This window comes from Asanoa sp. WMMD1127, from assembly GCF_029626225.1.
Lineage (GTDB): Bacteria > Actinomycetota > Actinomycetes > Mycobacteriales > Micromonosporaceae > Asanoa.
Genome location: NZ_JARUBP010000001.1, coordinates 702,494 through 718,067, shown reverse-complemented (window position 1 = coordinate 718,067; position 15,574 = coordinate 702,494). Strand labels below are relative to the sequence as shown.

The following is a 15,574-nucleotide window of genomic DNA, read 5'->3' as shown; positions in this document are numbered from 1 at the left end:
GGCTTGAGCTGGGGTTTCACTCATCAGGTGGTGCCGACTCCCACTTCAACGGCCGGCGGCGGCCCCGGGACATGGCCGCCGCGGTGGAAACTTCCTGTGGATGGGACAACATCGATCAATGTCTCCCGGTATCGTCAGCGTGACTTTCGGTGATCTCTGCCTGCGGGGTTGGGAGAATCGGCAATGGCACAGCGCAACGAAGCCTTGCGTGGGCGTGCCGAAGAAGTGCTCGGCCAATACGAACGCATCCGCGCCGGCATGGCCGAGCTGCGCGACCGCCTGTCCGCCTTCTCGACAACGGCGCGTTCACCAGACGGCCTGGTGATCGCTACGGTCGACGCCCGCGGCCAACTGGTCCGGCTGGCGTTCGACCCGGCCGCCTACCGCGCCCACCGCCCCGACCAGCTGGCGGCCGTGGCCACGGCGACGGTCCGATCCGCGGCGACGTCGGCCGCGGCGGCGGTCCAGGACCTGGTTGCGGGCTACCTGCCGCCGGGTTCGGGGGTGGCCGACTACGTGCGATCAGGCCAGTTCGACGCCCTGCTGCGGCGCCATGCCTGAGGTCTACCTGGACTTCGCGGCCGCGGCGCGGGCGGCTCAGGATCTGGCGGCGATCGGTGCGCAGGTGCGCGCGGCGGAGTCCATCTCGGCTTGTGCGCCGTGGGGCGCGGACGAAGCGGGGCAGGCGTTCGCCCGGGTCTACCTGCCGGTCGCGGCGGCGGCGCTGTCGGCGCGGTCGGCGGCGGGGGATGCCCTGTCAGAGCTGGGCTCGGCGGTGGCCGCCGCCTGCGCGTCCACTTCCAGCGCGGACGACGCGGCCGCGCGCCGCTTCGGCCCTTCGCCGTGACGGTGCTGGGGAGCCCGATCCCGCATCCGCTCGACACGCTGCCGTGGGAGGTGCCGGACTGGGCGTACGAGTGCCTCGAATGGGTGATCGGCGCCGAATGGCCGGATGGCGACGAGGCGGCGTTGTGGTCACTGGCCGCGGCGTGGCGGGAGGGTGGTTCGTCGCTGTCGTCGGCGCGGGCGGAGTCGGCTGTCGCCGCGCTTGCCGTGACGTCGTCTTATGCGGGCCCGGCCGCGTCGGCCTTCGCCGAGTCGTGGCATCCGGTCGACGAGTTGCTGGGCGGTCTGAGCGCGGCCTTCACAGAGATCGCTGCGGCGGTCGATGCGTGCGGCACGGAGATCGAAGCGGCGAAGCTGGAGATCTGGATCGAGGTGGGGCTGCTCGTCATCGAGCTGATTTGCCTGGGGATCGCGGTGGCGTTGTCGGCGGGCGCCGCGACCCCGGCCGCCATGGCCGCCGCGGCGGCGACCAGGGCAGCGATCCAGCGCATCTTCGGCCGGTTGGTCTTGACCGTGTCGCGCGACGTGGTCAAGACGTCGACGGTCCGGCTCGCTGCTCGCCGCGCCGTTGCGGCGGGGACTTTGGAGTCGGCGCAGGAGCTGACGACGGCGGGTGGGATCCAGTCTTATCAGCGGTTGGTGGGCCACCGTGAGTCGTTCGATGTGGCGGCGATGGGGATGTCGGCGGTGGGCGGGTTGGCCGGGGGAGCGGCCGGGTCGACGGTGGTCCCGGATCCGGTCGCCGGTGTGGTGTCGAAGACGGTGCGTTCGGCTGCTTCGGAGGCACTGGCCGAAACGGCGGCCAGCCTGGCGACGGGCGCCGGCCTACCGGACCTCGGCCAATCGGCCCGCGCCGCCACCTCAGGCGCCGTCGACGGCACGATCGATCTTGCCGGCTCAGCCGCGGCCAGATTCGGGGGTCTGGCAGCTTCCGGTTCAACCGCGCCAGTTGCCTCGACGGATTTGCCACGCGTCACCGAGGCGGCTTCGACTCCAGCTCTCTCGAGCCCGCCGCCGACTCCGTGGGCGTCCTTCGACGCTGAGGTTTCGAGCGCGACACCGACTGCTCGGATCGACGCGTCGCAGGCGGGCCCGACCGCGTCGACTGGCCCGCCCTCCACCTCGAAGGCCGAGCCGCCGCTCGATGCCGGTCGTGTCGACCTTCCAGCCGACTCGTTGCTGCCGGGAATCGGCGATCGGCAGGACGCAGTGGTCGTTCCCCACACCGACGGCTCGGTGAGACCTGCGCCGCTCAGCCCGCAACCATTTGTTGCTGCCGACCCTCCTCAAACGGATCGTCCATCCGTCGCAGACGCCGCCCCTCGCGCCGGCCTGACCGACGCACCGCAGCAGCCCGGGACCGCCGTTGTCGCGTCGGCTGTGGTTGGCGCCGGAGATGCTCATTCCTCATCGTCGCGCGCTCACGCCAAGCATCGAGGCGACCGCGAGCGGATGCTTCGAGACCCCAGCCCGGAGGAGCTCCGAGCCGTCGGCGTCGGCGCTGTCACTTACTCGGACCTCGGCGTCGATCCCGATTCACTGACGGAAACCGAACGATCGCACCTCGACAGAATCCTCCCGCGAACGGCCCTGCTCCCACCGGACCAGATCCGCTTCACCCAACGCAGCATCAACCCGACGAGGAGCGACAACCTCGGGCTCGACGAACTAGTCGCCCGCTTCCGCGCAACCGGCTGGCAAGGCCCCCCGATCCACGGCATCCGCTGGGGTGACGGAAGCTACGCGTGCTTCGACAACTACCGGCTCCGCGCCGCACGAGAGGCACGTCTCCCGCGAGTGCCCATGGTGGTTCACGTCCCGTCCGAGCGCGTAGCCGACTGGCCGGCGGCGATGGTCGAGAGAGGGCTGCGACGGCGCACCCATGGGCCCAACGGACCTTTGCCCGTGCTGGAGGTTGCTGGCCGCATCCGTGACGAGCAGGGTTCGGTGGCGACATCTTTCGGGGACCTTGCCGGTCTCCTTGCTGCCGGCGACCACAGCCTGTTGCCAGTTCAGCTGTTCGGGACCGAACGAACGCCGGTGCTCCTTAGCTGGAGCGACAGTGAGCCGGCGATCGAGCTCGACTCCACGGAACGTCACGTGCTCGAAAGACTCCGGACCTCTGCCGAGACAGCAGCAGACCGCGTTCAGCGCGATTTGACGGCGATCGCCGCAGACGTCTCGGCCGAGCTCGGGCTCGACGAGGCGCTGCGGCTCGAAGGCCTCGACCATCGAGTCAAAAGCTTCGAGTCATTGGCGAGGAAATACGACGCGGAAGCCCGCGCGGCCAATGATTCGGTCGACGAGTTCGCGGAGGACGTGAACGACGTCCTCCGTTTCACGATCGTGGTCCCACACGATGATCGCTGCAGGCCTGTGGTCGAGCGCGTGCTCGACTCCCTTGCCGCAGCGGGTTACTCCACAGGTCCCCGGTCGCTCAAGAACTTCTGGGCCGTTGGTAACCGGTTCATGGGCATGAACCTCACCCTCCGCGCGCTGACAGGCCACCAGTTTGAGCTCCAGTTGCCCACGGCCGATTCGTGGCGTGCTGGCAAGCTCACCCACCAGCTCTACGAGATCGTGCGGCAGGACGGCACGCCTGGCGATACAGGCTCCAGCGCACGCCGAATCCACGCATTTCTGCGAACACTCGCCGTAAACCGGAGCCTGCGATTGCCGGAGCGCATGCCTCCGCGACTGGCTGAGCAGTGGCCGCCGCGAAATACGACCTTCTCTCGATGGATCGCTCGGAGGCCGGATGTCTGGCAGGAGTACCGCGCTTGGTTGGATATGAATGGCTTGGCGTTTGCCGACGTGGTGGATGAGTTCGGTCTCGATGCAGCCGACTTCCCGATCGATGATCATCTTGGGGGAGGCGATGTACAGCTATTACGTGGTCTACGGCCGAAGGGATAGAGAGCAGGCTGCGGGAGTCTTCGTCATGGATGTCGGTCCTGGCGATGCCCTCTTGTGGGACCACAAGTTGAAGGCTTGGAGCTACAACCCCGCGCTCGTGGTGGGTTTCCTCGATGACGATCGCAACGATGACCGCTGGGCAAGCGTCGACCGCGCCGAGGCTGAGCGGATCGCGCTCGGGGTGACCGGTGGCGAGGAATTGCCTGATGAAGAGACGATTGGGTGGATCTTCCGGTGGCGAGGCAGGCCGCGGCAGGGTGGGTGAGGGTGGCGTCGGGAACATGACAGTGCGGGTTGTTGCCGGTCCACTACCTACGGTCTATCTGGAGGGCTTCGTGCCGGTTGGGGCGACCGGCCAGCGGGTACCGTGTCGCCCTGGTGGGGGAACTCGGCACAGGAGATGGTGATGATGGCGGGTCGGCGCGGTGGGCGTCGGGCGGTGGCGCTGTTGGCGACCGGCGTCGGGCTGCTCGGGGCGGTTGGCGTCGGGCTCGTGGTGACGGCCGGCGCGGCCAGTGCCGCGGACGAGCGGATCGACCTCCGAGCGTCGCGTAGCTTCACCGCCGGTGGCAATCCTGGCTCCGCTTCCGTCGTCGTCGAGCGGCGGGAGAAGGGCTGCATCAGCGTGCGCACCGGGCTGGCCATCCGGCTCGCCAGCGGGATGAACTCCGGGCAGGTTCGGGTCGAGACGCTGAGCCGTGGGCAGTGGCGGCCGATTGTCGTGTCCGACGGCGGCGGGAGCACGGTGGTCACCGAGCGGACCGCGCCGGATCGGTCGACGTTGTGTAACCGCCAGACCGCGGTCGGGCGGTATCGGGTCAGCTTTGCCGACGGCACGCCGTCCGGGAGTGTGACGCTCATCGGTCAGGTGTTCAACGGGCGCGGGCAGTCGCTCGGCAGCGAGTCGGCGTCGGCCCGGATCAACGGGGTCAAGCCGACCCCGACGAAGAAGTCGCCCTCGCCGACCAAGAAGGCCACCCCGAGCCCCGTCGCGACCGAGGAGCCGGTAGCGCCGTTCGACGACCCGGCAAAGAGCCCGCTGGCGGCGGGTGTGCCGATTCCGCCGAGCAACTCGGACAGCGGTGGCTTTCTCGGCATGAGCGGGTTGGTCATGATCGGCGGGCTGGGGCTGGTCGCGGTGGGGGCGGGCCTGATCGTCTTCCTGGTGCGCCAGCTGCGCTCGGACCGGGGCGGCGGCGGATCGACAGCGGAGGCCAGGCGGCACTCGGCGGCGGCCGACGGCGGTGCGCCAGAAACCCAGATCATGTTCCTTCCTCCCATGCGTCCGGCGGCCGGACCGGGGGCGGACCAGCCGACGGCGATTCTTCCGCGCGTAGAAGACTGAAAACTGGTTATCCACAGTTCGGAGTTATCCACAGGCCACGAAGAGCCTTCGCCGGCCCGGCGGACGCCCTCCGTTACGCTCGGCGGCGATACGACTGGCATCGTCCAAGGAGCGAGTGCGTTGTCCGACCTGTCCCAGATCGTCAAGGCCTACGACATCCGCGGTGTCGTCCCGGATCAGTGGGACAAGCGGGCTGCCGAAGCACTCGGCGCGGGCTTCGCCCAGTTCCTGCGGTCGAGCCACCCCGACTCCGCCAGCGTCGTCATCGCCCACGACATGCGCGCGTCGTCGCCGGGGTTGGCGGCCGCCTTCGCCCGCGGCGTACTCAGCGAAGGTCTTGACGTCGTCGAGGCCGGCCTGGGCTCCACCGACATGCTCTACTTCGCCGCCGGCTCGATGGGCATGCCCGGCGCGATGTTCACGGCCAGCCACAATCCGGCGCAATACAACGGCATCAAGCTGTGCCTCGCCGGCGCGAAGCCGATCGGCCAGGATTCCGGCCTCCGCGAGATCCAGGCCAACGCGCAGGCGATCCTCGACGGCGCGGCGCCGGCGCCCACACCGGTGACTTCCGATGTACGGCCCGAGCAGCGCGACGTGCTCATCGACTACGCCCGTTACCTGCGCGAGCTGGTCGACCTGCGCGGCATCCGCCCGCTCAAGATCGTGGTCGACGCGGGCAACGGCATGGGTGGCTACACGGTCCCGGCGGTGCTGGGCGACCAGCTGCTCGACTCGCTGCCCCTCACGATCGTCCCGCTCTATTTCGAGCTCGACGGCTCGTTTCCCAACCACGAGGCCAACCCGCTGGAGCCGAAGAACCTGATCGACCTCCAGCACGCCGTCGTGCAGCACGGCGCCGACCTCGGGCTCGCCTTCGACGGTGACGCCGACCGGTGCTTCGTGATCGACGAGCGCGGCGAGCCGGTCAGCCCGAGCGCGATCACCGCGCTGGTCGCCGCCCGCGAGCTGGCCAAGCACCCCGGCGACACGGTCATCCACAACCTGATCACGTCGAGCGCCGTACCCGAGATCATTGCGGAAAACGGCGGCACGCCCGTGCGCAGCCGGGTTGGGCACTCGTTCATCAAGGCGGAGATGGCGCGCACCAACGCCGTCTTCGGCGGTGAGCACTCGGCGCACTACTACTTCCGCGAGTTCTGGTTCGCCGACACCGGCATGCTCGCCGCGATGCACGTGCTGGCCGCGCTCGGTGGGCAGCCCGAGCCGCTGTCCCAGCTGGGCGGCGAGTTCGAGCGCTACGTCGCGTCCGGCGAGATCAACTCGACGGTGCAGGACCAGAAGGCGAAGCAGCAGGAGGTACGCGCGGCGTACCCGGACGCGGTCGTCGACGAGCTGGACGGACTGACGCTGACCTTCCCGGACGGCGCCTGGCTCAACCTACGCGCGTCCAACACCGAGCCGCTGCTGCGACTCAACGTCGAGGCGCCGACCGCTACGCGCATGGCGGAACTGCGCGACGCGGTGCTCGGCCTCATCCGCCGTTAAGATCGTCGCCGGACGGCCCGCCGCCCGCCCTTTGGAAGGAGAGCCGCACGATGGCCCTGGATCAGCAGCTGTTGGACATTCTCGCCTGTCCTGACACGCACCACGCGCCGCTCACCTACGACGCGGAGGCGCAGACGCTGACCTGCACCGAGTGCCGCCGGGTGTTCGAGATCCGCGACGACATCCCGATCCTCCTTCTCGACGAGGCGCGCCCGCCGGCGCCGGCCGCGGGCGAGGGGCAGGCCAGCTGATGGACACCCCCGTGGGTGGCGCCGCCGGCCTGCGTGGCCAGCGGATCGCCGACGAGGCACTCCTGGACAACCAGGAGGCCATGGCCGAAAACGACCCGGGCGGCATGCTGCGGATGACGGCGTCCGCCGGCGCCCAGGTCCGTGAGTCCGCCGCCCTGGCGGCCGAGGTCAACCTGTCCGCGCTCGAAGACGACGGGCAGCCGCGTGCCGTCGTGATCGCCGGCGCCGGCACCGCGGCCCGCACCGGCGAGATCCTCGCGATGGCCGCCGGTCCGCGGTCCCGCGCGCCCGTTATCGCCCACCGCAGCGCCGGCGTACCCGGCTGGGTGGGCGCGGCCGACGTGGTGATCGCGATCAGCGCGTCCGGCCACAGCCCTGAGGCGCTGGCGGCCGCCGACGCCGCTGCCCGACGCGGGGCCCGCCTGGTTGGCATCGGTGCGCCCGACTCCGAGCTCCAGTCGGTGGTCGAGCGGGCCCGTGCCCCGTTCATCCCGGTTCCGCGCCGTGCGCCGGCCCGGGCCAGCCTGTGGGCGCTGACGGTTCCGGTGCTGCTGGCCGCCCGCACGCTCGGGCTCGTCAAGGTCAACGAGGCCGACTTCGCGGAGACCGCGACCCGGCTCGACGCCGACGCCGAGCGGTGCCGGCCGAGCGCCGAGTCGTTCGTCAACCCCGCGAAGTCCCTCGCGCTGGGGCTCGCCGGCTCCGTGCCGATCGTCTGGGGCTCGTCGCCGCTGGCGACCGTTGCGGCCCGGCGGTTCGCCGACACGCTGTCGGCCAACGCGCGCTACCCCGTGGTGGCCGGCGCGCTCGGTGAGGCCGGGCGTGGCCGGGTCGGCCTGCTCGACGGCGTGTTCGGCGGCCTGGTGGAGTCCGACCGCGACATCTTCGCCGACCCGTTCGACGACGAAGACGGGCAACAGTCGAGCCGACTACGCGTCGTGCTGCTGCGCGACGGCGGGCTCAACGCCGACGACGACACCGACGAGCCGTTGGCGGTGGAGGAGCGGCGGGCTGACGCGATCCAGACCCTGGCCGAGCGGCGCGGTGTGCGCTGCGACGTGATCACGGCCGAGGGCGGCTCGTCGCTGGAGCGGTTGGCGTCCCTCGTCGCCGTGCCCGACTTCGCCTCGGTCTATCTCGCTCTGGCCCATGGTCTCGATCCGATGGCGGTCCCCGCCGTCTCCGAGATGAAGGAGCTTTCGAACCCATGAGCGCAGTGACATGAGTGCCGAAGGCGGCACCAAGGCCATCGTCGCGGCCCTCAGTGCCAACCTCGGCATCGCGGTCACGAAGTTCCTGGCGTTCGTTCTCACCGGCTCCTCGTCGATGCTCGCCGAGGCGATCCACTCGGTCGCCGACTCGGGCAACCAGGTGCTGCTCCTGCTCGGCGGCCGCCGGTCCAAGCGGAAGGCGACGCCCGAACATCCCTTCGGGTACGGGCGTGAGCGCTACATCTACGCGTTCATCGTCTCGATCATCCTGTTCAGCGTCGGTGGCCTCTTCGCCCTTTACGAGGCCTGGCACAAGTGGCAGGACCCGCACGGCTTCGACAGCTGGCAGTGGGTGCCGGTCACCGTGCTGGTCGTCGCGATCGGGCTCGAGTCCTACTCGCTGCGTACCGCCATCCGCGAATCCAACCCACTGCGGGCCAAGGCGTCCTGGGTCTCGTTCGTCCGGCGGGCGAAGGCGCCCGAGCTGCCGGTCGTGCTGCTCGAAGACGTCGGCGCGCTGTTCGGCCTGGTGTTCGCGCTGTTCGGCGTCTCGATGACGCTGGCCACCCACAACGGTCGGTGGGACGCGGTCGGCACCGCGATGATCGGCCTGCTGCTGGTCGCGATCGCGGTCATCCTGGCCCTCGAGACCAAGAGCCTGCTGGTGGGCGAGGGTGCCAGCCCGGAAAACGTCCAGGCGATCGAGAAGTCGCTGGTCGGCGAGGGTATCGACCGCATCATCCACATGAAGACCCTGCACCTGGGCCCCGAGGAGCTCCTCGTGGCGGCCAAGATCGCAGTCATGCCGGACGCCTCCGCTGAGGACGTGGCCCGCGAGATCAACGCGGCCGAGGCCCGGGTACGCGAGGCGGTGCCTATCGCCCGCGTGATCTACCTCGAGCCGGACATCTTCAGCCGCCGGGCGGCACAGGCCGGGAACGGGTCCGCCGCCGAAACCGCCGAAGGCATCACGACCCACTGACGCCCTCGATCGACTTGGTGCGCGGCGTCCGGAGAAACCCGAGCCCCGATCCGACGACGACCGCCCCCGGCCGGCCGAGCGTCGTTGATGTGGTGCGGGAGACTGGCGGGCGACGACCGTGCCGGCCGGTCGGGCGTCGTTGCTGCCGTGCGGGAGACTGGCGGGCGGCGCGGTGTCGCCCGGATTACCGGGACGCGCGCCCGCGGTCGGCGCCGGTCGTCGGCCGGCGATGATCGGCGGTCGGGCCGTGCGGGCCGGCCGCCGGCACAAGGCACGATGCGACCAGACGACCAGCGCCTACCCGAGGGACCGGCCACTGTGGAACCACTCGACAGCCCGATTCGCGACTATGCCTGGGGTTCGCGCACCGTGCTCGCCCGGTTGCAGGGGCGCACGGCACCGACCACCGGGCCGGAGGCCGAGCTGTGGGTCGGCGCCCACCCCGCCGCTCCATCGACATTGGACGGTGAGGACGGCCCGGTGAGCCTGGCCGAGACGATCGCGGCCGCGCCGATCGGGTGGCTGGGCGTCGACGCGGTGACCCGGTTCGGGCCCCGGCTTCCGTTTCTCCTCAAGTTCCTCGCCGCCGACGCCCCGCTCTCGCTGCAGGCCCACCCCGATCTCGACCGGGCCCGGGAGCGGTTCGCGGCCGGCGACACCAACTACGTCGACGCCAACCACAAGCCGGAGCTGCTCGTCGCAATCGAGCCGTTCGACGCCCTGTGCGGCTTTCGCGACCCGCAGCGCTCGGCCGACGCGCTGGAGGCCCTCGGGGGCGAGCCGCTCCGACCGGTCGTCGACCACCTGCGCCGGGGCGAGCTCGCCGACGCCGTCGAGCTGCTGCTGACCTGGCCCGGCAAGGGCGCTGACCTGGTCAAACTCGTCACCGGCGCACAACCTGGCGAAAGGTTCGCCGACGATCTCGCCCTCGTGCGCCGGCTCGCTCAGCACTACCCGTCCGACCCCGGTGTGCTGGTCGCGCTCCTGCTCAACCCCGTCCGCCTCGAGCCCGCCGACGCCGTGTGGATGCCCGCCGGCAACCTGCACTCGTACCTCTCCGGCGCCGGGGTCGAGATCATGGCCGCCAGCGACAACGTCCTGCGCGGCGGCCTCACCCCGAAGCGGGTCGACGTCGGCGAGTTGCTCCAGGTGCTCCGCTTCGAGGTGCTCGACGACCCGGTCGTCAAGGCCGTCGAGGTCGCGCCAGGCGTCTCCACGTGGCCCGTACCCGTCGACGACTTCGCCCTGCACCGGGTCACCCGGCCCACCGAACTGCGCCTGAACGGCCCCGCACTCGCCCTCTGCACCGCCGGAGAGATCACCATCGGGGACTCCACCGGCGTGGTCTCGCTCACTCCGGGCAAAGCGGCGGTCGGCCCCGCCGGCGCCGGACCCCTCATGATCGCCGGCGCTGGTGAGGCCTACGTCGCCTCCCTTGGTCAGTAACCCCACGCCAGCCCCACAAGGAAACGCCGCCAACCAGCAAGATCCACGACGCCACGACCAGAACAAGTCAGGAAATATCCGCATTCTCTTGACGGAGCCGATCGCGTCGTGTGACTCTATAACCACGCAGCGTTATCGCGACGAAGGTCCGAGTCACGCGCGGGGGAACCAAACCGGGGGGATGCACGGGGCGGTGTGGGGTCGAGCGGTTTATCCGCCGACTACCCACCGCCCCGTGCGCTATGCGCGGACGGGGGCCACCGGCTTGCGACGCCGCGGAGCCAGTCCGGGCCGGCCCGGGGTAACGCTGCTTCACCGATGCCCCACGCGTAAGCTCGAAGGTCGCGATCAGGCGCAGTGCCCAGCAGACGCGACCGACTAGGAGCTTTCATGACCAGCACCCTTCCGGCGCACGGCGCGTCGACCGGGGACCGTCCGCGCACCCTCGCCGAGGGCGACTACAAGGTGGCCGACCTTTCCCTGGCCGCCTTCGGCCGCAAGGAGATCCAGCTCGCCGAGCACGAGATGCCCGGCCTGATGTCGCTCCGCCGCGAGTTCGCCGCGACCCAGCCGCTGAAGGGCGCCCGCATCACCGGCTCGCTGCACATGACCATCCAGACCGCGGTGCTCATCGAGACCCTGACCGCGCTGGGCGCGCAGGTCCGCTGGGCGTCCTGCAACATCTTCTCGACGCAGGACCACGCGGCCGCCGCGATCGTCGTCGGCGCCGACGGCACGCCCGAGGCGCCGGCCGGTGTCCCGGTCTACGCGTGGAAGGGCGAGACCCTCGAGGAGTACTGGTGGTGCACCGAGCAGGTGCTCCTCTGGCCCGACGGCGAGGGCCCCAACATGATCCTCGACGACGGCGGCGACGCCACGCTGCTCGTACACAAGGGCGCCGAGTTCGAAGGTCTGGGCGCCGTGCCGAGCGTCGACACCGCCGACAGCGAGGAGTACGCCGTCATCCTCGGCCTGCTCCACCGCTCGCTCAAGGAGGACAACCGCCGCTGGACCCGGGTCGCCGCCGGCATCAAGGGCGTCACCGAGGAGACCACCACCGGCGTGCACCGCCTCTACGAGATGCAGCAGGCCGGCAGCCTGCTCTTCCCGGCGATCAACGTCAACGACTCGGTCACCAAGTCGAAGTTCGACAACAAGTACGGCTGCCGCCACTCGCTGATCGACGGCATCAACCGGGCGACCGACGTGCTGATCGGCGGCAAGGTCGCGGTCGTGGCCGGCTACGGCGACGTCGGCAAGGGCTGCGCCGAGAGCCTGCGCGGCCAGGGCGCCCGGGTCATCGTCACCGAGATCGACCCGATCTGCGCGCTGCAGGCGGCGATGGACGGCTACCAGGTCGCCACCCTCGAGGACGTCGTCGAGACCGCCGACATCTTCGTCACCGCGACCGGCTGCTTCAATGTGATCACCAACGAGCACATGGCCCGGATGAAGCACCAGGCGATCGTCGGCAACATCGGCCACTTCGACAACGAGATCGACATGGCCGGCCTGGCCAAGCGCGGCGACACGACCCGGATCAACATCAAGCCGCAGGTCGACGAGTGGCGCTTCGAAGACGGCCACTCGGTGATCGTGCTGTCCGAGGGCCGCCTCCTCAACCTGGGCAACGCGACCGGCCACCCGAGCTTCGTGATGTCCAACAGCTTCAGCAACCAGACGATCGCGCAGATCGAGCTGTTCACCAAGCTCGACCAGTACCCGGTCGGCGTCTACACCCTGCCGAAGCACCTCGACGAGAAGGTCGCCCGCCTGCACCTCGACGCGCTCGGCGTGCACCTGACCGAGCTGACCAAGGAGCAGGCCAGCTACCTCGGCGTCGCCGTCGAGGGCCCGTTCAAGCCGGACCACTACCGCTACTGATCCAAGAACCGGATCCGGTCCCGGGTCCGTCGGGGGCGCGACCGTCGCTCCCGCCGGGGACCGGGCGCGGGCCACAACCCGGCCCACGCCCTGCCAGGCCCGCGACCCTTCCGCTCTAGATCGAAATCAAGGACGATGGCCCTTCGCCGGAACTTCGGCGGAGGGCCACCGTTCTTTCGGGAGCGGGCACTGCCGATGGCCCTTCGCCGGAACTCGGCGGAGGGCCACCGTTCTTTCGGGAGCGGGCACTGCCGATGGCCCTTCGCCGGAACTCGGCGGAGGGCCACCGTTCTTTCGGGAGCGGGCACTGCCGATGGCCCTTCGCCGGAACTCGGCGGAGGGCCACCGTTCTTTGAATCGCCTGTGCGGAGGCGGGATTGCTCACGGACACCGCGTTCACGCTGGGTGGCACGCCCACCTCGTGGGCCGAATTGCTCGGGTTTGTCACCGGGGCGCTCAACGTGTGGCTGGTCGCGCGGCAGCGGATCAGCAACTGGCCCGTCGGCATTCTCAACGTCGCCCTGTTGATGTTGGTTTTCTGGACCTCGGGTCTCTACGCCGACGCCGGCCTGCAAGTCCTCTACGTGATCCTCGGTTTCTACGGCTGGTGGGCCTGGCTCTACGGCGGGCAGCACCGCACCCGGCTCCAGGTCACCGACACCAGCCGGGCGGAGTGGGTCGCGCTCGCCGCCGCCGGGGTCGCCCTCACCGCCGCCCTCTGGCTCTTCCTCGACCGCGCCACGGACTCCACGGTTCCGCTGCCCGACGCGCTCACGACCGCGCTCAGCCTGCTCGCCACCTACGGCCAGACCCGCAAGCGCTGGGAGAGCTGGTGGCTCTGGATCACGGCAGACCTGATCTACATCCCGTTGTACGCCTACAAGGGCCTCTACCTGACCGCCGCCCTCTACCTGATCTTCCTCACCCTCTGCGTCTTCGGACTGCGCCAGTGGCGCGCCGCGCGGACTCCGGCCCTGGTCGCGGCGTGACGTACGCGCACGGGCTCATCGTCGGCAAGTTCTATCCGCCGCACGCCGGTCACCACGCGCTGATCGCGTTCGCCGCCGCCCGGTGCGCGGCCGTCACCGTCGTGGTCGCGCCGTCGCGTCGCGAGTCGATCCCGCTCGACCTGCGGGTCGGCTGGCTGGAGGAGATCCATGCCGGGACGCCACACGTGCGGTTCGTCGGCCGCTACGACGATCATCCGATCGACTACGCCGATCCGGCCGCCTGGGACGCGCACTGCGCCCTGTTCCGTGCCGCGGCCGGCGACACCGACTTCGACGCCGTCTTTACGTCCGAGCCCTACGGCGCCGAGCTGGCTCGCCGGTTCGACGCCGCGCACGTGCCCTTCGACCAGGACCGCGGCATGGTCCCCGTCTCCGGCACGGCCGTTCGCGCGGACCCGGCGGCGCACTGGTGGGCCCTGTCGCCGCCCGTACGCGCGTGGTTCGTCCGCAAGGTCGTGGTCGTCGGCGCCGAGTCGACCGGCACCACGACGACCGCCCGCGCACTGGCGGAGCACTTCGGCACGGCCTGGGTCCCCGAGTACGGCCGGGAGCTCACCGAACGCAAGCTGGCCGCGCTCGGGCCGGGGGCGTCCATCTTCGACGTCACCTGGGCGGAAGAGGATTTCGTCGAGGTCGCCCACCGTCAGGAAGCCGCCGCCGACCACGCCGCCAGGTCGAGTGGCCCGCTGCTGATCTGCGACACCGACGCCCGGGCCACCGCGCTGTGGCAGGAGCGCTACCTCGGTGAAACCGCGGAGAAGGTCCGCGCCGCCGCCCGTTGGCCCGACCTGTACCTGCTGACCGACCACGTCGGCGTGCCGTTCGAACAGGACGGGCTGCGTGACGGTGAGCACGTTCGAGAGTGGATGACGGGTCGGTTTCGCGACATGTTGGCAGGCGCGCCCGTACCCGTGGTCGAACTGTCCGGCCCCCGCGACGAGCGTCTCCGTGCTGCGGTGGCGGCCTGCGATGCCCTGGTCGCGAGAGGCTGGGACCTCGCTGACCCGCTCTAGTTGGGGCGGTTTTGTGGTTTTTTGGGGCGCACCCAGGTCCACACGCAATAGATGAGCCAACCCACCGCCAGCGCCGTGGCGAGCGGCCGCAGTCGCATGGCGTTGAGCGCGATGACCAACGCCAGCACGGTCAGCCACGGGATGAAGGCCTTCACGTGCCGGGACCTTACCGGTCCACTGCCAACTTGACTTCCGCTCGGGCCGGAGAGAAGGTATGGCTGCCCTTACTTAGGTGCGCCTATCACTTAGTGTGACGGAGCCCGACGCACATGTTCGCCACGTATCTGATCGGCTTGCGCGAAGGCCTGGAAGCAACCCTGGTGGTCAGCATCCTGGTCGCCTTCCTCGTCAAGTCGCAGCGCAAGGACCGGCTCATCCAGGTCTGGGCGGGCGTCGCCCTCGCCGTCGCGTTGTCCGTCCTTTTCGGCTGGCTGCTCACCTACACGAGCACGACGCTGCTCGCCGACTATCAGGATCGCGAGCTGTTCGAGGCGATCACCTCCCTCGCCGCGGTCGTCTTCGTCACCTGGATGATCTTCTGGATGCGCAAGGCCGCCCGGTCGATCGCCGGGGAGCTGCGCACGAAGCTCACCGACGCGCTCGCTGTCGGCTCGCTCGCGGTCGCGCTGATGGCCTTCCTCGCCGTCGTCCGCGAAGGGCTGGAGACCGCGCTGATCTTCTATTCCGCGGTGCAGGGCGTGGAGACCGACGGCGGCCCGCTCTACGCGCTGATCGGCGGTGTGGTCACGGCTGTCGTGATCGGCATCCTCCTCTACGGCACCGCCGTCCGGATCAACCTCGGCAAGTTCTTCACCTGGACCGGCGCGCTGCTGATCCTGGTCGCGGCCGGCATCCTCAAGTACGCGGTGCACGACTTCCAGGAATCCGGCGTGCTGCCGGGCATCAACACGCTCGCGTTCGACATCAGCGGCACGCTCGACCCCAACACCTGGTACGCCGCGCTGCTCGCCGGCATGTTCAACGTCACCCCCGCGCCCACCGTGCTGGAGACGATCGCCTGGGTCGCGTACGGCATCCCGGTTCTGGCGATCTTCCTCAAGCCCGCGAAGGCGAAGCCCAAGCCGAAGCCGGCCGCCGCGGCCGACGCGCCCTCCGAAACCCCCACCTCGGCACCCTCGCCGCAGGCCTGACCAGGAGTCC

General features: G+C 69.9%; 15 protein-coding genes. 14 read left to right on the top strand and 1 reads right to left on the bottom strand.

What is annotated here, in order from left to right; genetic code table 11:
• Positions 1–183 precede the first annotated feature (183 nt).
• From O7635_RS03570 to O7635_RS03510, 13 genes are all read left to right on the top strand, one after another.
• Positions 184–561, top strand: a complete 378-nt coding sequence (locus tag O7635_RS03570; RefSeq protein ID WP_278078972.1) for a YbaB/EbfC family nucleoid-associated protein — start codon at positions 184–186, stop codon at positions 559–561.
• Complete coding sequence (locus tag O7635_RS03565; RefSeq protein ID WP_278078971.1) at positions 554–847, top strand: hypothetical protein; 294 nt, start codon at positions 554–556, stop codon at positions 845–847. The genes O7635_RS03570 and O7635_RS03565 overlap by 8 nt, the downstream gene beginning before the upstream one ends.
• Positions 844–3,762, top strand: a complete 2,919-nt coding sequence (locus O7635_RS03560; RefSeq protein ID WP_278078970.1) for a hypothetical protein — start codon at positions 844–846, stop codon at positions 3,760–3,762. Before O7635_RS03565 ends, O7635_RS03560 begins: the two co-directional genes overlap by 4 nt.
• Positions 3,725–4,027, top strand: a complete 303-nt coding sequence (locus O7635_RS03555; protein WP_278078969.1) for a hypothetical protein — start codon at positions 3,725–3,727, stop codon at positions 4,025–4,027. Before O7635_RS03560 ends, O7635_RS03555 begins: the two co-directional genes overlap by 38 nt.
• A 183-nt stretch (positions 4,028–4,210) precedes the next feature.
• On the top strand, positions 4,211–5,107 hold the full coding sequence (locus O7635_RS03550; protein ID WP_278078968.1) for a hypothetical protein: 897 nt from the start codon (positions 4,211–4,213) through the stop codon (positions 5,105–5,107).
• 120 nt (positions 5,108–5,227) lie between these two features.
• Positions 5,228–6,616, top strand: a complete 1,389-nt coding sequence (locus O7635_RS03545) for a phosphomannomutase/phosphoglucomutase (protein ID WP_278078967.1) — start codon at positions 5,228–5,230, stop codon at positions 6,614–6,616.
• 50 nt (positions 6,617–6,666) lie between these two features.
• Positions 6,667–6,867: a Trm112 family protein gene (locus O7635_RS03540; protein WP_278078966.1), complete on the top strand. Its 201-nt coding sequence runs from the start codon at positions 6,667–6,669 to the stop codon at positions 6,865–6,867.
• Complete coding sequence (locus tag O7635_RS03535; protein ID WP_278078965.1) at positions 6,867–8,078, top strand: SIS domain-containing protein; 1,212 nt, start codon at positions 6,867–6,869, stop codon at positions 8,076–8,078. The genes O7635_RS03540 and O7635_RS03535 overlap by 1 nt, the downstream gene beginning before the upstream one ends.
• Positions 8,079–8,088: 10 nt before the next feature.
• Positions 8,089–9,060, top strand: a complete 972-nt coding sequence (locus O7635_RS03530; protein WP_278078964.1) for a cation diffusion facilitator family transporter — start codon at positions 8,089–8,091, stop codon at positions 9,058–9,060.
• A 318-nt stretch (positions 9,061–9,378) separates the two neighbouring features.
• Positions 9,379–10,506: a mannose-6-phosphate isomerase, class I gene (gene manA / locus O7635_RS03525; protein ID WP_278078963.1), complete on the top strand. Its 1,128-nt coding sequence runs from the start codon at positions 9,379–9,381 to the stop codon at positions 10,504–10,506.
• A 390-nt stretch (positions 10,507–10,896) separates the two neighbouring features.
• Positions 10,897–12,390 (top strand): adenosylhomocysteinase, encoded by a 1,494-nt coding sequence (gene ahcY / locus O7635_RS03520; RefSeq protein WP_278078962.1) that lies wholly within the window; start codon positions 10,897–10,899, stop codon positions 12,388–12,390.
• A 377-nt stretch (positions 12,391–12,767) separates the two neighbouring features.
• Positions 12,768–13,379 carry a nicotinamide riboside transporter PnuC gene (pnuC, locus tag O7635_RS03515; protein ID WP_278078961.1) on the top strand — a complete coding sequence of 204 codons (612 nt, stop codon included), beginning with the start codon at positions 12,768–12,770 and terminating at the stop codon, positions 13,377–13,379.
• On the top strand, positions 13,376–14,413 hold the full coding sequence (locus O7635_RS03510) for an AAA family ATPase (RefSeq protein ID WP_278078960.1): 1,038 nt from the start codon (positions 13,376–13,378) through the stop codon (positions 14,411–14,413). The genes pnuC and O7635_RS03510 overlap by 4 nt, the downstream gene beginning before the upstream one ends.
• On the opposite strand, the gene O7635_RS03505 is transcribed toward O7635_RS03510, so the two are convergent.
• The gene (locus tag O7635_RS03505) at positions 14,410–14,568 is read right to left on the bottom strand and encodes a hypothetical protein (RefSeq protein ID WP_278078959.1); all 159 of its coding nucleotides are present in this window, start codon (positions 14,566–14,568) and stop codon (positions 14,410–14,412) included. The genes O7635_RS03510 and O7635_RS03505 overlap by 4 nt on opposite strands.
• A gap of 114 nt (positions 14,569–14,682) precedes the next feature.
• Here O7635_RS03505 and efeU point away from each other — a divergent pair, with 114 nt between their 5' ends.
• Complete coding sequence (gene efeU, locus O7635_RS03500; protein ID WP_278078958.1) at positions 14,683–15,564, top strand: iron uptake transporter permease EfeU; 882 nt, start codon at positions 14,683–14,685, stop codon at positions 15,562–15,564.
• Positions 15,565–15,574: the final 10 nt, after the last annotated feature.

Bases quoted from the DNA above. Each gene is read 5' to 3' on its own strand.
- O7635_RS03535 (WP_278078965.1), top strand. From the start codon at position 6,867: ATGGACACCCCCGTGGGTGGCGCCGCCGGCCTGCGTGGCCAGCGGATC.
- O7635_RS03565 (WP_278078971.1), top strand. From the start codon at position 554: ATGCCTGAGGTCTACCTGGACTTCGCGGCCGCGGCGCGGGCGGCTCAG.
- O7635_RS03570 (WP_278078972.1), top strand. From the start codon at position 184: ATGGCACAGCGCAACGAAGCCTTGCGTGGGCGTGCCGAAGAAGTGCTC.
- O7635_RS03530 (WP_278078964.1), top strand. From the start codon at position 8,089: ATGAGTGCCGAAGGCGGCACCAAGGCCATCGTCGCGGCCCTCAGTGCC.
- O7635_RS03540 (WP_278078966.1), top strand. From the start codon at position 6,667: ATGGCCCTGGATCAGCAGCTGTTGGACATTCTCGCCTGTCCTGACACG.
- O7635_RS03555 (WP_278078969.1), top strand. From the start codon at position 3,725: ATGTACAGCTATTACGTGGTCTACGGCCGAAGGGATAGAGAGCAGGCT.
- efeU (WP_278078958.1), top strand. From the start codon at position 14,683: ATGTTCGCCACGTATCTGATCGGCTTGCGCGAAGGCCTGGAAGCAACC.
- ahcY (WP_278078962.1), top strand. From the start codon at position 10,897: ATGACCAGCACCCTTCCGGCGCACGGCGCGTCGACCGGGGACCGTCCG.